Below are 15760 nucleotides of genomic sequence, written 5' to 3' on the forward strand. Positions count from 1 at the left end.
GCTCTAATGGAGGACAAGATGAACAAAATCGATCAAATGGTCAGAATGACGGGTGTGGGTGGCACAGATCAACTCGAAGTCGTTACCTGCCAGTCGCAATTGCAGTTACCGGGCCCGGGCGAAGTGCGTATCAGGCACGAGGCAATTGGCGTCAACTTCATCGACATATATCATCGCACCGGCCTTTATCCGCTTGCAACGTTGCCAGCGGTCCTTGGCGTCGAAGGTGCGGGAACGATCGACGCCATCGGGGACGGCGTCGAACATCTCGCCATCGGCGACCGTATCGCTTATGCCGGTGCGCCGGTCGGCGCCTATGCTGCAACGCGCTTGCTACCACAGGAAAGGGCGATTCTTTTGCCTGAGAACATCAGCACGCGCCTGGCCGCCGCCTCGATGCTGCGAGGGCTGACTGCGCATATGCTGCTCACTCGCACTTACCAGGTCAGCGCAGGCAGCACGATCCTCATCCACGCTGCTGCCGGTGGCTTGGGTGCGCTGCTGGTGCGTTGGGCCAAGCACCTTGGTGCAACAGTGATCGGCACTGCCGGATCTGCCGAAAAGGCGCAAATTGCCGAGACATACGGCGCCGATCATGTCATCGTCGGGCGCGATGCCGATATCGTCGCCGAGGTTGCCGCCCTGACTGGTGGCAAGGGCGTCGATTTCGCGATTGACGGTATCGGCGGCAGCATGCTCCTGAAGACACTTGCATGCGTGCGCCCATTCGGTACGGTCGCCAGCATAGGGCAAGCGGCTGGCCCGATAGCGCCGATCAGCGTCGGCGAGTTGGGGCCTCGCCGCTCGCTGTCGCTGGCTCGCCCCAGCATCATGGCTTACCTGGCGGACCAGCATACTTATTCAGTCGCATCCGCGGCACTCATCGCCATGATGCAAGCCGGAGTCGTGGCTGAAATCGGCGGTGAATATCCGCTGGCCGAAGCTGGCAGGGCACACGCCGATCTTGAGGCAGGCCGCAGCACAGGCAGCCTGCTGCTGATCCCGTGATGGCCGGTCGAGGAGTTTAACGGAAGGGCCAGACGTAAAAAAGCCCCGCGAGACTGATGTCTTGCGGGGCTTTTTTGCAGAGCAGGATCAATTACTTGATCTTGGTCTCTTTGTATTCAACATGCTTACGAACCTTCGGGTCGAACTTCATGATCGACATTTTTTCCGGGGTTGTACGCTTGTTTTTCGTAGTTGTGTAGAAATGACCGGTACCTGCGGTCGATTCCAGCTTGATTTTGTCGCGGCCTGATTTCGCCATGATTCTTCCTTTATTCTGCTAGTTAGACTTTTTCGCCACGAGCGCGCAAATCGGTCAACACGGCATCAATGCCGATTTTGTCGATTACGCGCAGACCGGCGTTGGACAAGCGCAGGGAGACCCAGCGATTTTCAGACTCAACGAAAATGCGGCGATTTTGCAAGTTAGGCAAAAAGCGACGTTTCGTCTTGTTGTTTGCATGGGAAACGTTGTTGCCGACCATCGGCCCCTTCCCGGTGACTTGGCAGACACGTGCCATGTTTTTACTCCTAAAAGATTTCCGAAACTGGAAAAAAGGTGAGTATATATAAAAAAATGAGATTTTTCAATGACTTGCGAAAAACAATTGTGTCTTCTGCGCCTTTCCGGATTTAACAATTTGAAATCGGGAGTTTACAGCTGGCCATGCTCCGCAAACGAGTGCACCTGGGTCCCGGCTACGATGAAGTGATCAAGCACCCTGACGTCGATCAGGTCCAGCGCCTGCTTTAAGGTATGGGTTAATTTACGATCGGCGGCGCTGGGCTCCAGTGTCCCGGACGGGTGATTATGCGCCAGCATGACGCTGGCGGCATTGTGCGCCAATGCCGCTTTCACCACCTCCCGCGGATAAACGCTGGCATGGGTCAAGGTGCCGCGGAATAATTCTTCAGCGCAGATCAGACGATTTTTGACATCCAGGAACAGTACCAGAAACGATTCATAAGGTTTGTTGGTCAACAACAGTTGCAGATACTGTTTGACGGCGGCCGGGGCGTCGAAACTGTTGCCGGTTTGCAGTTCTTCCACCAGCGAGCGCCTGCCCAGTTCCAATATGGCCTGCAGTTGGGCGAATTTGGCCGGCCCGAGGCCGTTGATGGTACAGAAATCGCTGAGCGGAGCGGAAAACAGGCGATTCAGCGAGCCGAAATGGGTAGTCATCTCGCGTCCCAGGTCGACTGCACTTTTGCCGGCAGCGCCGACTCTGAGAAAGACAGCCAGCAGTTCTGCATCGGACAGTGCTTGCGAGCCGAATTTAATCAGGCGTTCGCGTGGTCTTTGATCTGCCGGCCAGTCGGTAATTGCCATGGTGTAATCAGGATTGGGTTTATAGCCAGCCGCGTCTTATGGCTCAAGGTGGCTTACAATATCATCTTCCGCTTAGTGGTTAATTTTTTGTTAATGGTGCTTTTGCTTAATCATGCCTAATTCGTCTCTCCCTGTCGTTACCGAAGCTTCCTATCTGACCTTGCACTACCGCCTCGCCTCGCAAGAGGGGGAAGATATTGTCAGCACGTTCAAGGAGTCGCCAGCCACGCTGCAGTTCGGCATGGGCCAGCTAGCGCCGTTTCTGGAAACTTGTTTGCTGGGCTTGCCGGAAGGTGCGCACCAAACCTTCGACCTGCCGCCGGAACAAGCTTTCGGACCGCGCAATCCCGAGCTGATCCAGCGCGTCTCGCGCGCCACATTGCGCGAGAACTCTCAATTGGGAGAGGAGTATCGTATAGGTGACCTGGTGGACTTTGCGGCGCCGGGTGGCGGCCGGTTTGCCGGTGTGCTGCGTGAAATAGACGAGCAGGGCGCCTTATTCGATTTCAATCATCCTCTGGCCGGACAGTCGCTCAAGTTTGAAGTGAAAATCATTGGAATATTGTAAACAGCGTGTAGTCTGCGGTTGAAGGAAATGGATATGGATAAAGAGATTTTATTGGCACAACCGCGCGGTTTTTGCGCCGGGGTCGACCGCGCGATTGAAATTGTCGAGCGCGCGCTGGAACAATTCGGCGCACCGATTTATGTACGTCACGAGATTGTCCACAACGCTTACGTGGTGGCGGACCTACGCAATAAAGGCGCCATTTTCATTGAAGAGCTGGCGGATGTCCCGGCCGGCAATACCGTGATTTTTTCTGCACACGGCGTCTCCAAGGCGGTACAGGAAGAAGCCGAAGTGCGTGGCTTGAAAGTATTCGATGCAACTTGTCCGCTGGTGACCAAGGTGCACATGGAAGTCGCCAAGATGCGCCGCGAGGGGCGCGAAATAGTCATGATCGGGCATGAGGGCCACCCTGAAGTCGAAGGCACCATGGGCCAGACCGAGGGCGGCATGCACCTGGTCGAGACCGTAGCCGATGTCGATAAGCTGCACGTGGCGAATCCCGAGATGCTGGCCTATGTCTCGCAGACTACCTTGTCGGTTGACGATACGGCTGATGTGATCGCTGCCCTGAAGCAAAAATTTCCGGCGATTACCGAACCGAAGAAAGGCGACATCTGTTACGCCACCACCAATCGCCAACAGGCCGTCAAGTTCATGGCGCCGCAGGTCGATGTGGTGATCGTGGTCGGCAGCCCGAACAGTTCGAACTCCAACCGTTTGCGCGAAGTGGCCGAGAAAAAGGGCACCGTCGCCTATATGGTGGACAATGCAGAGCAGATAGACCAGGCCTGGCTGCAGGGCAAAAACCGCATCGGCGTCACCGCCGGCGCGTCGGCGCCCGAGGTGCTGGTGCAAGCCGTGATAGACCGTTTGAAGGCCTACGGCGCCAAGAACGTGCGGACGCTGGACGGCGCCGAAGAGAATGTCACTTTCCCTATGCCAAAGGGGCTGGCGCGCGCCTGACCTGCACATGGCATAAATGGAATAAATCGCATAAATCGCATCAAACGATCAACAAACAGCCCGCCAATGCGCATCTCTCGATGCTGATTGGCAGTGCTGTTTTGCGTCAATTTCATTTTTGTCTCAATTCTGATTGTCATCTGCCAAAACTTCTTCGACAAAGTCGCCCGCCGCGGCTTTCCCGCCCCATTCTGGCGCGAAATTATATTTCGAAGAAGCTCTATTTTTCCATCGATAGTTTTTTGTTTTCCTCGCTATGATTGCGGCGCTGCGGTTTGATTGTAAAACCCTGTGCGAACCGCGGCCAGAAGGGTAATATTGCAGTACTGTCAGAGTTGTTTATCGCTCAACGTTAGTGATGATCCGCACAGTCATGGTGCATTGCCTTCGATGCAAGACACTTAAGATAAAAAACGTTTTTATAAAAGACGTATAGAAGACGTATAGGAGACAAACAAGTATGTGTACCCAGGTCATTTCACTTATTCCGGCTGTTCACGCATGGCCAAATTATCTTTCCAGCTTTCCTCCAGAGGAGCGGATGGGCGTCTCCCAACGGCACTAGGACTTGATCCCGGGTGCCGTTTTTGTATCGGGAATGATTTTTGCTGTGCTACCTATGGTCGCAATAGTGTTCTGACCGATTTGAACCAAAACACACATAGAACAAGGAAATTATGGATATCTTTATCCAACAAATTATCAACGGCTTGGTGCTGGGAAGCATGTATGCGTTGATCGCCCTCGGTTATACGATGGTATACGGCGTGTTGAACCTGATTAACTTCGCCCACGGCGACATCTTGATGATCGGGGCCATGGTTGGCCTGTCGATCCTCAAGCTGCTGCAGCATGTTGCCCCGGACCTGCCCGGGATTGTCCAGCTGGTGATTGCCATCATCGGCGCGATTCCTGTCTGCGTCATCGTCAGCCTGATCATTGAACGGGTCGCCTACCGGCCGCTGCGTAATGCGCCGCGACTGGCGCCTCTGATCACTGCGATCGGCGTTTCGATCCTGTTGCAGACGTTTGCCATGATGATCTGGGGCCGCAGCCCGTTGGCGGTGCCGCAAGTCATGCCGTCCGATCCCGTGCATATCTTCGGCGCCTTGATCTCGCCGACGCAGATCATGCTGCTGGTGCTGGCCGCCGCGTCGATGTTCGGCCTGGTGATGCTGGTTGAAAAAACCAAGATGGGCCGCGCCATGCGCGCTACCGCGGAAAATCCGCGGGTCGCCGGCCTGATGGGGGTCGATTCCAATCGCGTCATCGTCATGACCTTCGCCATCGGCGCCGCGCTGGCTGCCGTTGCCGGCGTGATGTGGGGCGCGAACTACTCCTCCGCGCAGTTCGCCATGGGTTTCGTGCCCGGCTTGAAAGCGTTCTCCGCCGCGGTGCTGGGCGGTATCGGCAATATCTACGGCGCCATGCTGGGGGGTATCTTGCTGGGCCTGATCGAGAGTCTTGGCGCCGGTTATATCGGCGACCTGACCGGCAATTTCCTCGGTAGTAATTACCAGGATATTTTCGCCTTCGTGGTACTGATCATCGTACTGACGCTGCGGCCGTCCGGCATCATGGGCGAACGTGTCGCCGATCGCGCTTAATCCGAGGAGGACACATGGCTCATTTTTTCGATACTAAAAAGAACCCGACCAAAGCGTATACCAGCTTGGCGGCCCTCGGCATCCTGCTCGTGATATTCCCTTTTGTTGCCGCCAATTTCGGTAACTCCTGGGTACGTATCATGGACTTCGCGCTGTTGTACATCATGCTGGCGCTGGGGCTGAACATCGTGGTCGGTTTCGCCGGCCTGCTTGATCTCGGCTACATCGCGTTCTACGCAATCGGCGCCTATATGACCGGTTTGCTGGCATCGCCGCAGTTTGCATCGGTGCTGGAATCGTTCGTCAATACCTATCCGGTCGTCGGCGATTTCCTGGTCAAGTTGTACGGTCCGGAAATCGTCCAGAACGGCATTCATCTGTCGTTATGGGTGATTGTGCCGTTGGGAGCTGCACTGGCCGGTATGTTCGGTGCGATTCTGGGTGCGCCGACGCTGAAGCTGCGTGGCGACTATCTGGCCATCGTGACGCTCGGCTTTGGTGAAATCATCCGGATTTTTGTGAATAACCTGAATGCACCGGTGAATATCACCAATGGTCCGCAAGGTATCAATCTGATTGATCCGATTCGCATTTTCGGGGTATCGCTGGCTGGCGAGCGTGGTTCCAATGCTACGGTTTATTTCGGCAGCTTTGGCATGCCATCCGTGAATGCCTACTATTTCCTGTTCCTGGTGCTGTGCATTGCGATCATTTTCATCTCTCTACGTTTGCAGAATTCGCGCCTGGGCCGTGCCTGGGTGGCGATTCGCGAAGACGAAATTGCCGCCAAGGCGATGGGCATCAACACCCGCAACATGAAGTTGCTGGCGTTCTCCATGGGCGCCTCGTTCGGCGGTGTGGCCGGCGCCATGTTCGCATCGTTCCAGGGCTTCGTATCGCCGGAATCTTTTTCGCTGACTGAATCGATTGCAGTCCTGGCGATGGTGGTGCTGGGCGGTATGGGGCATATCCCCGGAGTGGTGCTTGGCGGAGTACTGCTGGCCGCATTGCCGGAAGTGCTGCGGCACACCGTGGAACCGATGCAGATGGCTATTTTCGGCAAGGTACTGATTGATGCGGAAGTCCTGCGCCAGTTGCTGTACGGCCTGGCGATGGTGGGTATCATGCTGACTCGCCCAGCCGGCTTGTGGCCTGCGCCCAAGCACGAAGACCGGCCGGATGCCGATATCGATAAACCTACGCTGGCGACCGGCGTGGTAGAGGCTTAAGGAGATCTCATGAGCGCACCAATTATTTTGAATATCTCCGGCGTCAATAAACGATTTGGCGGTTTGCAAGCATTAGCGGAAGTGAATATCAAGATCCTGCAAGGCCAGATCTACGGTCTGATCGGTCCTAACGGCGCCGGCAAGACCACTTTCTTCAACGTGATTACAGGTTTGTACCAGGCCGATACCGGCTCCTTCGAGCTGGCCGGCAAACCTTATTCGCCTTCGGCGCCGCACGAAGTCGCCAAGGCCGGTATTGCCCGTACTTTCCAGAATATCCGCCTGTTTGGCGAGATGACCGTGCTGGAAAACGTCATGGTGGGTTGCCATGTGCGCACCCATCAAGGCGTGTTCGGCGCCGTGTTCCGGCACAAAGCTGCCCGCTTGGAAGAGCTGGCCATTCGCAAGCGTTCGCAGGAACTGCTGGATTTCGTCGGCATCGGCCGCTTTGGCGAGCGCACTGCGCGCCACTTGTCGTATGGCGATCAACGCCGCCTGGAAATCGCCCGGGCGCTGGCTACCGATCCGCAATTGCTGGCATTGGACGAGCCTGCTGCCGGCATGAACGCCACCGAAAAACTGGCCCTGCGTGAGCTGCTGGTTAAAATCAAGAATGAAGGAAAGACCATTTTGCTGATCGAACATGATGTCAAGCTGATGATGGGCTTGTGCGACCGTCTGACGGTACTTGATTACGGCAAGCCGATTGCAGAGGGATTGCCGGCTGAAATCCAGAAAAACACGGCGGTGATTGAAGCCTATCTGGGAGGTGGTCACTAATGGCAAACAATATTCTGCAGGTTAGCAACCTGAAAGTCGCTTACGGCGGCATCCAGGCCGTCAAAGGCATTAACCTGGAAGTCAACGAAGGCGAACTGGTAACGCTGATCGGCGCTAACGGCGCCGGCAAGACCACTACGCTAAAAGCGATCACCGGCACTTTACCGCTGTGTAAGGTGGAAGGCGAGATGCATTACCTGGGAGAGCACACCAAAGGCACTACTTCGTTTAGCCTGGTCAAGCAAAAACTGGCCATGGTGCCGGAAGGGCGCGGTGTGTTCACGCGCATGAGCATCCAGGAGAATTTGCTGATGGGCGCTTATACCCGTGACGACAAGGCCGGTATTGCGGCCGACATCGACAAGTGGTTTGGCGTATTTCCGCGCTTGAAAGAGCGCGCCGCGCAAATGGCCGGCACCTTGTCGGGCGGCGAGCAGCAGATGCTGGCGATGGCGCGTGCGTTGATGAGCCATCCAAAGCTGTTGCTGCTGGATGAGCCGTCGATGGGTTTGTCGCCGATCATGGTGGAAAAGATCTTCGAAGTCATCCGTAACGTTTCCGCGCAAGGGATCACGATCCTGCTGGTCGAGCAGAACGCCAAGCTGGCTTTGGAAGCTGCGCATCGCGCCTATGTGATGGATTCGGGACTGGTGACGATGAGCGGCAACGCCAGGGATATGCTCGACGATCCTAAGGTCAAGGCTGCTTATCTGGGTGAGTAACCGAAGAATGTAGCGCTTTCTGTAGTGCTTTAAACCCCGTCACAATACGAGCCTGCGCTCCGGTTGTGGCGGGGTTTCTTGTTTGACGGCGGATGTTAATTGACGAATACGGATGTCTCGCCTATCCGCGTCGCTGTTTTGAAATGTTGAAAGAAGATGCTTTCCCGAAAGCTCTTGAGCTGCCGGTCAGTGACTACAATCGCAACAGGTTTTCCTGGTAACTGTGCATTGAATTGATCTGCGGAAATGATGATGCTATTCGTGCGCAAGCGGTTACCCCAGAATAGATCGTTACTGTGCGAGTCGACCACTACGAGAGGTTTGTTCAGATATAAACCGAGTGACGACACTGCTTCAAAATCCCGATACAGATATATCTCTCTATCCGGTAAATTTTTTTGAATATGCGTAGCCAAGGCACGGGTCGAGACCAGCGGTTCGATTTCCTGCATGGTCACCATCAATCCCGCCGTGAGCCACGCCGGTAAAACCAGGTATGCCAAGATTCCGACTCCGGGATTACGCCAGGCGCAATATGCCGACCCTAGCGCCATTACCGCCAGCCCAGCTAGAACTACAAGCGCGAACGCCGGTATTTCCAGTCCCAGGATAGCAACTTCCGGATGCATATTTTCAGCGCCGGTCGCTACCCGAATGTATAGGGCGGCAGCGCAACCGGCGATTAACAGGCCCGGGACGGCGCCACCGATCCCGCGCAGGAATCTGCGGTTCTCGAGCACGGTTGCCAGATGAAAGGCCGCAAATGGCACTGCGACGATGAGGTAATAGTTGGCTTTTGCGCTGGACAATGAAAAGAACAGCAGCGGCAGCAGCCACGCCAGCCACAAGAATCGTTGTAATGAGGGATGCCTGGTGCGAAGCGGCTGCCGCGCAGAAAAATATATACCCGACAGCAAGGCCGACCACGGGAAAAGATAAGCCAGCATGCGGGGCAGGTAATACCACCAGGGGCCGGAATAATAGTCTCGCGGCTCGCGCTTTCCCAGAAAGCGCAAGACATGCTCGTTATAAAAATACAGCCAGGAATAAGCTGGGTCGATCAAGCCCGCTATCACATGTCAGGGCGCGGCGATCGCAAAAAAAATCAGCATCGCAAAGGGATCGAACCATGTGCGCCATTCGCGCAGGCGGCGATTAACAAGTATAAAACTGAGTACGATCAGGCCGAACAAGACAAGTGCGACCGATCCTTTGGCGAGTGAAGCCAGCGCCAGGCAAGCATAGGACAGGCGCAGCCATTTAGTCTTGCCGTCATGCAGATGGCGATAGGCGTACATCAGCGCCGCGGTCAGCAAAGCCGTCAGTAACATGTCAAACATTAACAGCCGAGACATCGCGATCACGCCGATACTGCTGGCAAACATCAACGCCGCCAGACGGCCGGCGCGCGGTCGCCCGACAATCCGGCCGAATTGCAGCAGCATGGCGACGCAGGCCAACGACGATAAGGCGGGGACCAGTCTGGAAGACCATTCCGATACGCCAAAAATGACAAAGGATAGCGCCGTCAGCCAATACAATAGAGGCGGTTTCTCCATATACGGCAGGCTGTTCAGATGGGGGATCATCCAGATGTGCCAATCGCGCGAGACTAACATTTCGCGGGATATATCTGCATACAAGCCCTCGTTGTTATCGAGGATGCCGAAACTGCCGAGGCCGGCCAATGCGAATCCCGCAGCGCTCGTCCAGATCAAGCACAATGGAATATGCACCTTGATCCTTTGTCGGGGATTTTTCATCGCATCTCCCAAATCATATGTCAATACACCCTAACTCAGCTGCTTGTCTTGAGCGGGCTAAAGCTGGTGTATTCCAATATTACGAGATATGTCTTACGAGTGGGGGAGCCCTGCAGGTCCGGCTTTCCAGTAAAATTGGCGAGGTGCATGGCGCACTGCCAGAAGAATGCGCAGGCGGGTGCTCAGGAACAAATCTTCAATTGCAGAGAAGCGGGGCGAAAAAAAAGAGCCGTAGGCTCTTTTTTTAACTAACCGTTGAGAACGGATCAGGTCAGCGGCAGCGCATTGAGCTGATTGTCCGATTGCTGGATACGGTGTTCGATTACGCCCGGCGCATTGACGGCTGCGGCGGTTTCAGCCGGTACCTGGCCGGCAACGCTTGGCGAAACTGCCTGTATCTGGCGCGGCTTCGGTGTTGCGATTGGCGCTGAGGAGCCGATCGAAGGTACGTTCTTGCCGGTGGCAACATCTTGCAGGCGGCGATATTCAGCCAATACCTTGTAGCCATAACCGCCATCATTGGCAAAAGCTGCGGCGCCGACATAACGCTTCAAGCCGGCTTCAACCGAACCGCCCTGGGTGACATAATCCTTCAGGATCATGGAGCCGACCTTGATGTTGGCAGTCGGATTCAAGGCCGCCTTGATGCCGCCCAGATTTTCAAACTTGTCTTCGTGCACCTTCGACATGACTTGCATCAGGCCCTGTGCTCCAACCGGGCTTTCGGCAAACGGGTTCAGGCCGGATTCAATCGCCATCACGGCCAGGATCAACAGCGGGTCAAGCTTGGTTTCCCGTGCTGTCTTGTAAGCTGTCGTCACAAACATGTTGGTGGCGTCGCCCGCTACGCGATAGCGCTTGGACAACCAGTTGGTGACCCATTGCTGCTGACGCGAGCTGTCAATCTGTTTGATACCCTTGTTCAACAAGCCATCCATGCGCAGGACGTGATTGTTGTCTGCTGCCGGTACGGTCAGGGCAGCCACTTTAGGTGCGGTAGGTGCTGCTGCAGGTGCAGTACTGGCCTGGCCAGAAAGTTCTGGTGCCGGCGCGGTTGCAGCTTGCGCTTGCGGCGCAACGTTTTGCGGGGTGCTGCTGGCAAACACTGGCAAATTCTGAAGCTTGGATGCCAGGTCCGGTTTTACCATCATGGTGGTGAAACCGATGATGGCCAGCAAGCCGCTGAACAAAACGGTAATGCGGGTGGTGGCGATGAAACCGCCGACGGTGTCGCGGGCGAAAAACACGCGGTGAATGAACTGACTGCTGAACTGACTGCTGAATTTCTTTGCATAGTCGAGCCTAGCCCAACTAGGTAGTGCTCTGGTAGATCTTGCTAACAATTGAACCTCCTGAATCGTCGCGGTGCAAGCAGGCTCCCTGGTAAAGCTGGAGCAAATATACCGAATGCTGCGTGTACCGTAATCAATATCGCAAGGCATCGCATTTGGTCTGCGGTGTGCCAATACGTCGTTGCTGTTTGCGCTTAAGTAGCTTTGGATCAATCGACCGCAGTAGTGCGTGCCGGCTACGGGCAAACAGCTTGTTCGGGGGAGAAGGCTGACGCCTTTTGAAAACACTCCTTAAAATGTCATTTGGGACCCCGATCCCGTGAGAATTGAGAGCCGACAAAAAATCGCTTTTTGGGCGACGCGGCTTCTACAAGCTGGGCGCATTGTAGGTGGCGGTTTATATCAAGTCAATACTATGAAAAACAATATCAATAACTTTTATGTATAACGATTATACCGGTTTACCGCCGCAAGCCAATAAAATCAAGCACTTGGCCGAAAAGGCTTAATTGACGAATTAACATTGATAAACATTGTAAAACCCATGAAATATTCAGATTTACGTGATTTTATTGTCAAATTAGAACAGATTGGTGAGCTAAAACGCGTTTCGACGCCGATTTCGACCTATTTGGAGATGACGGAAATCTGCGATCGCACTTTGCGGGCAGCCGGACCAGCGCTTCTTTTTGAAAATGTGGTCGGGCATTCGATACCTGTGTTAGGTAATTTATTCGGCACGCCACGGCGCGTTGCGCTTGGCATGGGAGCCGACGACGTCAGCGAATTGCGGCGCATCGGCCACGTGCTGGCAATGCTGAAAGAACCGGAGCCGCCCAAGGGTTTTAAAGACATCCTCGGCCTCGGCGCCCTGGTTAAATCGTTGTGGGACATGGCGCCCAAGGAGCACCGTTCGGCGCCATGCCAGGACATCGTCTGGGAAGGCAACGACGTCGACCTGGCCAGGTTGCCGATCCAGCATTGCTGGCCGGGCGATGTGGCGCCGCTGATTACCTGGGGCCTGGTGATTACCAAAGGACCGCACAAGAAACGCCAGAATCTCGGCATCTACCGCCAGCAGGTGCTTGGCCGTAACAAGGTAATCATGCGCTGGCTGGCGCATCGCGGCGGCGCGCTGGACTTCCGCGAGCATGCGATCGCGACCGGCGGCAAGCCGTACCCGGTGGCGGTAGCGCTGGGCGCCGATCCCGCCACTATATTAGGTGCAGTGACGCCGGTGCCGGATAGCTTGTCCGAATATCAGTTTGCGGGCCTGCTGCGCGGCAGCCGCACCGAGCTGGTCAAAGCCATCGGCAGCGAGTTGCGGGTGCCGGCTTCAGCCGAGATCGTGCTGGAAGGGCACATCAATCCCGACCCTTCCCATCCGTCCGGCTATGAAATGGCGCTGGAAGGACCGTATGGCGACCACACCGGCTATTACAATGAGCAGGACTGGTTCCCGGTGTTCACCATCGATCGCATCACGATGCGAAAGTCGCCGATCTATCACTCTACATATACAGGTAAGCCGCCGGATGAACCTGCGGTGCTTGGCGTGGCGTTGAACGAGGTGTTCATTCCCTTGCTGCAAAAGCAGTTTCCGGAAATTACCGATTTCTATTTGCCGCCCGAAGGCTGTAGTTACCGCATGGCGGTGGTGCAGATGAAGAAGGCGTATGCCGGCCATGCCAAGCGGGTGATGTTCGGCGTCTGGAGCTTCCTGCGCCAGTTCATGTACACCAAGTTCATCGTGGTGGTCGACGAGGACGTCAATATCCGTGACTGGAACGAAGTCATCTGGGCCATCACCACCAGAGTCGATCCGATCCGCGACACCACCCTGGTCGATAACACCCCCATCGATTATCTCGATTTCGCTTCGCCTGTCAGTGGTCTGGGCAGCAAGATGGGGATCGACGCCACCAATAAATGGCCGGGTGAAACCAGCCGCGAGTGGGGAACCACAATCAGCATGACGGATGAGGTGAAGGCGCGCGTGGATCAGATCTGGCAGGAGTTGGGATTGTGAAGCGAGGCTTGTAAGGCATAAACTGGCAGCAAAGATGAAAAAAGCGCTGCCAGCAATGCCGCAATGCGGTACAATTCACCCCGGCGGGCCCCTGCGCATTGTGGCGTGGTCAACCTGGTCAGGTCGGGAACGAAGCAGCCACAGCCATTTCCTGCAAGTGCCGCAGACAAGGCTCGCCTCTATCCTTTGTATTATTACTATCTTACGCACCACTCTCACCCCACGTCCGCTTTACACCCTCGCAACACCACCTTATCCGTCTAGCGTAACCATCTATACAAGCCGGCAAGCTATCTCACCGCGCGATCGCATCGCCGGCAGGAATGCTGAAGCCTATCGTTGTCATGCCGTCCACGCTGTTGGCAAATACACCACCGCCATGCATCTTGGCTATCGCCTTGACGATTGCCAGCCCCAGGCCGTGGCCGTGCAGCTGGCTTTGATTGGTGTCGTTGCGCGCGGCATCGACCCGATAGAAGCGATCGAACAGACGCGGCAAGTGATTCTGGGCGATCGGTTTGCCGGGATTCGAAACAGCAATCTGGATAGCCGCAGGCTGCTGCGTGATGTTGACCGCAATTGCGGCGCCAGGGTCGGAATGCTGAATCGCGTTATGCAGCAGGTTGCTCATGGCACGCTTGAACAACGACGTTTCGATAGATGCTTCGGCGTTGATATCGCCCCCCACCGTGACCGCCATTTTCAAATCATCCAGGACGAATTCAAAGAACTCCACGGTCTTGTCGATTTCCGACGCAATCGAGGTGCGCACCAGGCTGGTGGCGGCTTCGCCCTGATCGGCGCGGGCCAGGAACAGCATGTCGTTGATGATCGAACGCAAGCGCTCCAGTTCCTCCAGGTTCGACTGCAGCACTTCCTCGAATTGCGGCGCGGTGCGTTGCCGTGACAACGCCACCTGGGTTTCGCCGATCAGGTTTGCCAGAGGTGTCCGCAGTTCATGCGCGACGTCGGCGTTGAAGGCTTCGAGCTGGTTGTAAGCGCCTTCCATACGCTCCAGGGCGCCGTTGAAGGCAATCGTCAAATCCGACAATTCGCCCGGCAACGGTGAAATTTGCAAACGCTGCGATAAAGTTTTGGGCCCGAGCGATTGCGCGGCGCTAGACAGTTGCTTCAGCGGCCGCAAGCCGACCTGTGCGATCCAGTACCCCAGCACCATGACCAGCAGCACACCCAGCAGAGACAGGCCGACCAGTGCCGTCATGAAGGCATGCAGTGTATGCATGTAAGGTGCGGCATCGACCGCCACGATCAGGCGCACCGCAGGCCGATCCTGGAATGGCGCGATGGTGCCGATCATCGTATGCAGCGGATACTCGCGGCCATGCAGCGTCATGACGCCCATGCCGTTCGGATTGCGGTCCAGTTGCTCGATTTCAGCCAGTCCTTTGCCGTATTGAAAACGCGCATCGTCGCTCAGCACCCAGTAACGGATGCTGCCATCGGCTGGCGACAGGGTATCCAGCTTGGCCTGAACCCGCGGCCACCGCGCGGGGTCGCCGTTGTGGCCGATCATGTAGCTGGTGTCCAGATAGCGCGTGTTGAGCTCGTCTTGCTGATGGCGCGCCAGTTCACGCCGCAGCACGCCATACAGCGCGCTGCCGATCAATGAAAAAATCAGTAGCGCGGCCAAGGCAAACATCGCCACCAGGCGGACGGTGATCGAACGCTTCATTCGCTACTTTCTTGCGTGCGCGGTTCCTGCGGTTCATGCGGTTCTCGCGGTTCCCGTGGTTCCAAAACATAACCCATGCCCCGTATCGTATGCAGCAACTTGGGGCTGAACGGCGTATCGATCTTGGCGCGCAGGCGTTTGATGGCGACTTCGACGACGTTGGTGTTGCTATCGAAATTCATATCCCACACCAGTTCGGCGATGGCCGTCTTGGACAGGATTTCACCCTGGCGCCGCGCCAGTACCGCCAGCAACGAAAACTCCTTGGCGGTGAGGTCGATACGGACATTGGCGCGATAAGCTTTGCGGCTGATCAGGTCGATCTGCAGATCGGCAATGCGCAATTGTGCAGGCTCCAAGGCGCGGCCACGCCGTGTCAGCGCTTGCAGTCGCGCCAGCAATTCGAGAAAGGAAAACGGCTTGACCAGATAATCGTCGGCGCCGCCTTGCAGACCCTTGATGCGATCTTCCACCCGGTCGCGCGCGGTCAGCATGATGACCGGGGTTTGCTTGATTTCGCGCAGGGCGTGCAACACTGCAAAGCCGTCTATGCCGGGCAGCATGACGTCGAGCACGATGACGTCGTAGTCATGCTGCAAAGCCAGGTGCTGGCCGTCGACGCCGTTATGGGCGACATCGACAGCGCAACCCTGCTCGGTCAACCCCTTGCAAAGGTAGTCGGCCGTTTTCTGTTCATCTTCGACGATCAGGATTTTCATGTGCGGCCTGTCTCCTGGCTAGTCTCCTGCATATTGGTAAGAATCAGCCGATATGCA

16 protein-coding genes and 1 other RNA gene are annotated in these 15760 nt (G+C 55.9%); 9 read left to right on the plus strand and 8 right to left on the minus strand.

Annotation, left to right across the window (positions count from 1 at the left end; genetic code table 11):
• The first annotated feature begins 18 nt into the window (after positions 1 to 18).
• Positions 19 to 1008: a quinone oxidoreductase family protein gene (locus tag KHU29_RS15545; protein WP_246542110.1), complete on the plus strand. Its 990-nt coding sequence runs from the start codon at positions 19 to 21 to the stop codon at positions 1006 to 1008.
• 91 nt (positions 1009 to 1099) lie between these two features.
• On the opposite strand, the gene rpmG is transcribed toward KHU29_RS15545, so the two are convergent.
• The 3 genes from rpmG to radC form a co-directional block, all read right to left on the minus strand.
• Positions 1100 to 1267: a 50S ribosomal protein L33 gene (gene rpmG, locus KHU29_RS15550; RefSeq protein WP_009667251.1), complete on the minus strand. Its 168-nt coding sequence runs from the start codon at positions 1265 to 1267 to the stop codon at positions 1100 to 1102.
• A 22-nt stretch (positions 1268 to 1289) separates the two neighbouring features.
• Positions 1290 to 1526 (minus strand): 50S ribosomal protein L28, encoded by a 237-nt coding sequence (gene rpmB, locus KHU29_RS15555; protein WP_014005219.1) that lies wholly within the window; start codon positions 1524 to 1526, stop codon positions 1290 to 1292.
• 134 nt (positions 1527 to 1660) lie between these two features.
• On the minus strand, positions 1661 to 2335 hold the full coding sequence (radC, locus tag KHU29_RS15560) for a RadC family protein (RefSeq protein WP_211453676.1): 675 nt from the start codon (positions 2333 to 2335) through the stop codon (positions 1661 to 1663).
• Positions 2336 to 2447: 112 nt separating this feature from the next.
• Here radC and KHU29_RS15565 point away from each other — a divergent pair, with 112 nt between their 5' ends.
• From KHU29_RS15565 to KHU29_RS15590, 6 genes are all read left to right on the plus strand, one after another.
• Positions 2448 to 2903: an FKBP-type peptidyl-prolyl cis-trans isomerase gene (locus KHU29_RS15565; protein WP_211453677.1), complete on the plus strand. Its 456-nt coding sequence runs from the start codon at positions 2448 to 2450 to the stop codon at positions 2901 to 2903.
• Between the two features lie 33 nt (positions 2904 to 2936).
• Positions 2937 to 3869 carry a 4-hydroxy-3-methylbut-2-enyl diphosphate reductase gene (gene ispH, locus KHU29_RS15570; RefSeq protein ID WP_211453678.1) on the plus strand — a complete coding sequence of 311 codons (933 nt, stop codon included), beginning with the start codon at positions 2937 to 2939 and terminating at the stop codon, positions 3867 to 3869.
• 677 nt (positions 3870 to 4546) lie between these two features.
• Complete coding sequence (locus KHU29_RS15575) at positions 4547 to 5476, plus strand: branched-chain amino acid ABC transporter permease (RefSeq protein ID WP_211453679.1); 930 nt, start codon at positions 4547 to 4549, stop codon at positions 5474 to 5476.
• 14 nt (positions 5477 to 5490) lie between these two features.
• Positions 5491 to 6705 carry an ABC transporter permease subunit gene (locus KHU29_RS15580; RefSeq protein WP_211453680.1) on the plus strand — a complete coding sequence of 405 codons (1215 nt, stop codon included), beginning with the start codon at positions 5491 to 5493 and terminating at the stop codon, positions 6703 to 6705.
• A gap of 9 nt (positions 6706 to 6714) precedes the next feature.
• A complete protein-coding gene (locus KHU29_RS15585; RefSeq protein ID WP_211453681.1) occupies positions 6715 to 7485 on the plus strand; it encodes an ABC transporter ATP-binding protein in 771 nt (256 codons plus the stop codon).
• A complete protein-coding gene (locus KHU29_RS15590; protein ID WP_211453682.1) occupies positions 7485 to 8207 on the plus strand; it encodes an ABC transporter ATP-binding protein in 723 nt (240 codons plus the stop codon). The genes KHU29_RS15585 and KHU29_RS15590 overlap by 1 nt, the downstream gene beginning before the upstream one ends.
• A 95-nt stretch (positions 8208 to 8302) precedes the next feature.
• Here KHU29_RS15590 and KHU29_RS15595 read toward each other — a convergent pair whose 3' ends face one another.
• The 3 genes from KHU29_RS15595 to KHU29_RS15605 all read right to left on the minus strand — a co-directional run bounded on the left by KHU29_RS15595 (position 8303) and on the right by KHU29_RS15605 (position 11313).
• Positions 8303 to 9271, minus strand: a complete 969-nt coding sequence (locus KHU29_RS15595; RefSeq protein ID WP_211453683.1) for a hypothetical protein — start codon at positions 9269 to 9271, stop codon at positions 8303 to 8305.
• Positions 9272 to 9286: 15 nt separating this feature from the next.
• Entirely contained in the window at positions 9287 to 9970 is a 684-nt protein-coding gene (locus KHU29_RS15600) for an ArnT family glycosyltransferase (protein WP_211453684.1), read from the minus strand.
• 266 nt (positions 9971 to 10236) lie between these two features.
• A complete protein-coding gene (locus KHU29_RS15605) occupies positions 10237 to 11313 on the minus strand; it encodes a transglycosylase SLT domain-containing protein (protein ID WP_246542113.1) in 1077 nt (358 codons plus the stop codon).
• Between the two features lie 493 nt (positions 11314 to 11806).
• Here KHU29_RS15605 and ubiD point away from each other — a divergent pair, with 493 nt between their 5' ends.
• The gene (ubiD, locus tag KHU29_RS15610) at positions 11807 to 13291 is read left to right on the plus strand and encodes a 4-hydroxy-3-polyprenylbenzoate decarboxylase (protein WP_211453685.1); all 1485 of its coding nucleotides are present in this window, start codon (positions 11807 to 11809) and stop codon (positions 13289 to 13291) included.
• A gap of 82 nt (positions 13292 to 13373) precedes the next feature.
• Positions 13374 to 13472, plus strand: an RNA gene (gene ffs, locus KHU29_RS15615) — signal recognition particle sRNA small type.
• A 114-nt stretch (positions 13473 to 13586) separates the two neighbouring features.
• Here the strand turns inward: ffs and KHU29_RS15620 are convergent.
• Positions 13587 to 14984 (minus strand): heavy metal sensor histidine kinase, encoded by a 1398-nt coding sequence (locus KHU29_RS15620; RefSeq protein WP_211453686.1) that lies wholly within the window; start codon positions 14982 to 14984, stop codon positions 13587 to 13589.
• Positions 14981 to 15703: a heavy metal response regulator transcription factor gene (locus KHU29_RS15625; RefSeq protein WP_211453687.1), complete on the minus strand. Its 723-nt coding sequence runs from the start codon at positions 15701 to 15703 to the stop codon at positions 14981 to 14983. The genes KHU29_RS15620 and KHU29_RS15625 overlap by 4 nt, the downstream gene beginning before the upstream one ends.
• Positions 15704 to 15760 lie beyond the last annotated feature (57 nt).

The sequence above is a fragment of the Collimonas antrihumi genome (assembly GCF_018304965.1).
In the GTDB taxonomy this organism is placed as follows: Bacteria; Pseudomonadota; Gammaproteobacteria; order Burkholderiales; family Burkholderiaceae_D; genus Collimonas; species Collimonas antrihumi.

What these genes read in the sequence shown, in the direction of transcription:
- KHU29_RS15545 (WP_246542110.1), top strand. Translation starts at nt 19, where the DNA reads ATGAACAAAATCGATCAAATGGTCAGAATGACGGGTGTGGGTGGCACA.
- rpmG (WP_009667251.1), bottom strand. Translation starts at nt 1,267, where the DNA reads ATGGCGAAATCAGGCCGCGACAAAATCAAGCTGGAATCGACCGCAGGT.
- rpmB (WP_014005219.1), bottom strand. Translation starts at nt 1,526, where the DNA reads ATGGCACGTGTCTGCCAAGTCACCGGGAAGGGGCCGATGGTCGGCAAC.
- radC (WP_211453676.1), bottom strand. Translation starts at nt 2,335, where the DNA reads ATGGCAATTACCGACTGGCCGGCAGATCAAAGACCACGCGAACGCCTG.
- KHU29_RS15565 (WP_211453677.1), top strand. Translation starts at nt 2,448, where the DNA reads ATGCCTAATTCGTCTCTCCCTGTCGTTACCGAAGCTTCCTATCTGACC.
- ispH (WP_211453678.1), top strand. Translation starts at nt 2,937, where the DNA reads ATGGATAAAGAGATTTTATTGGCACAACCGCGCGGTTTTTGCGCCGGG.
- KHU29_RS15575 (WP_211453679.1), top strand. Translation starts at nt 4,547, where the DNA reads ATGGATATCTTTATCCAACAAATTATCAACGGCTTGGTGCTGGGAAGC.
- KHU29_RS15580 (WP_211453680.1), top strand. Translation starts at nt 5,491, where the DNA reads ATGGCTCATTTTTTCGATACTAAAAAGAACCCGACCAAAGCGTATACC.
- KHU29_RS15585 (WP_211453681.1), top strand. Translation starts at nt 6,715, where the DNA reads ATGAGCGCACCAATTATTTTGAATATCTCCGGCGTCAATAAACGATTT.
- KHU29_RS15590 (WP_211453682.1), top strand. Translation starts at nt 7,485, where the DNA reads ATGGCAAACAATATTCTGCAGGTTAGCAACCTGAAAGTCGCTTACGGC.
- KHU29_RS15600 (WP_211453684.1), bottom strand. Translation starts at nt 9,970, where the DNA reads ATGAAAAATCCCCGACAAAGGATCAAGGTGCATATTCCATTGTGCTTG.
- ubiD (WP_211453685.1), top strand. Translation starts at nt 11,807, where the DNA reads ATGAAATATTCAGATTTACGTGATTTTATTGTCAAATTAGAACAGATT.
- KHU29_RS15620 (WP_211453686.1), bottom strand. Translation starts at nt 14,984, where the DNA reads ATGAAGCGTTCGATCACCGTCCGCCTGGTGGCGATGTTTGCCTTGGCC.
- KHU29_RS15625 (WP_211453687.1), bottom strand. Translation starts at nt 15,703, where the DNA reads ATGAAAATCCTGATCGTCGAAGATGAACAGAAAACGGCCGACTACCTT.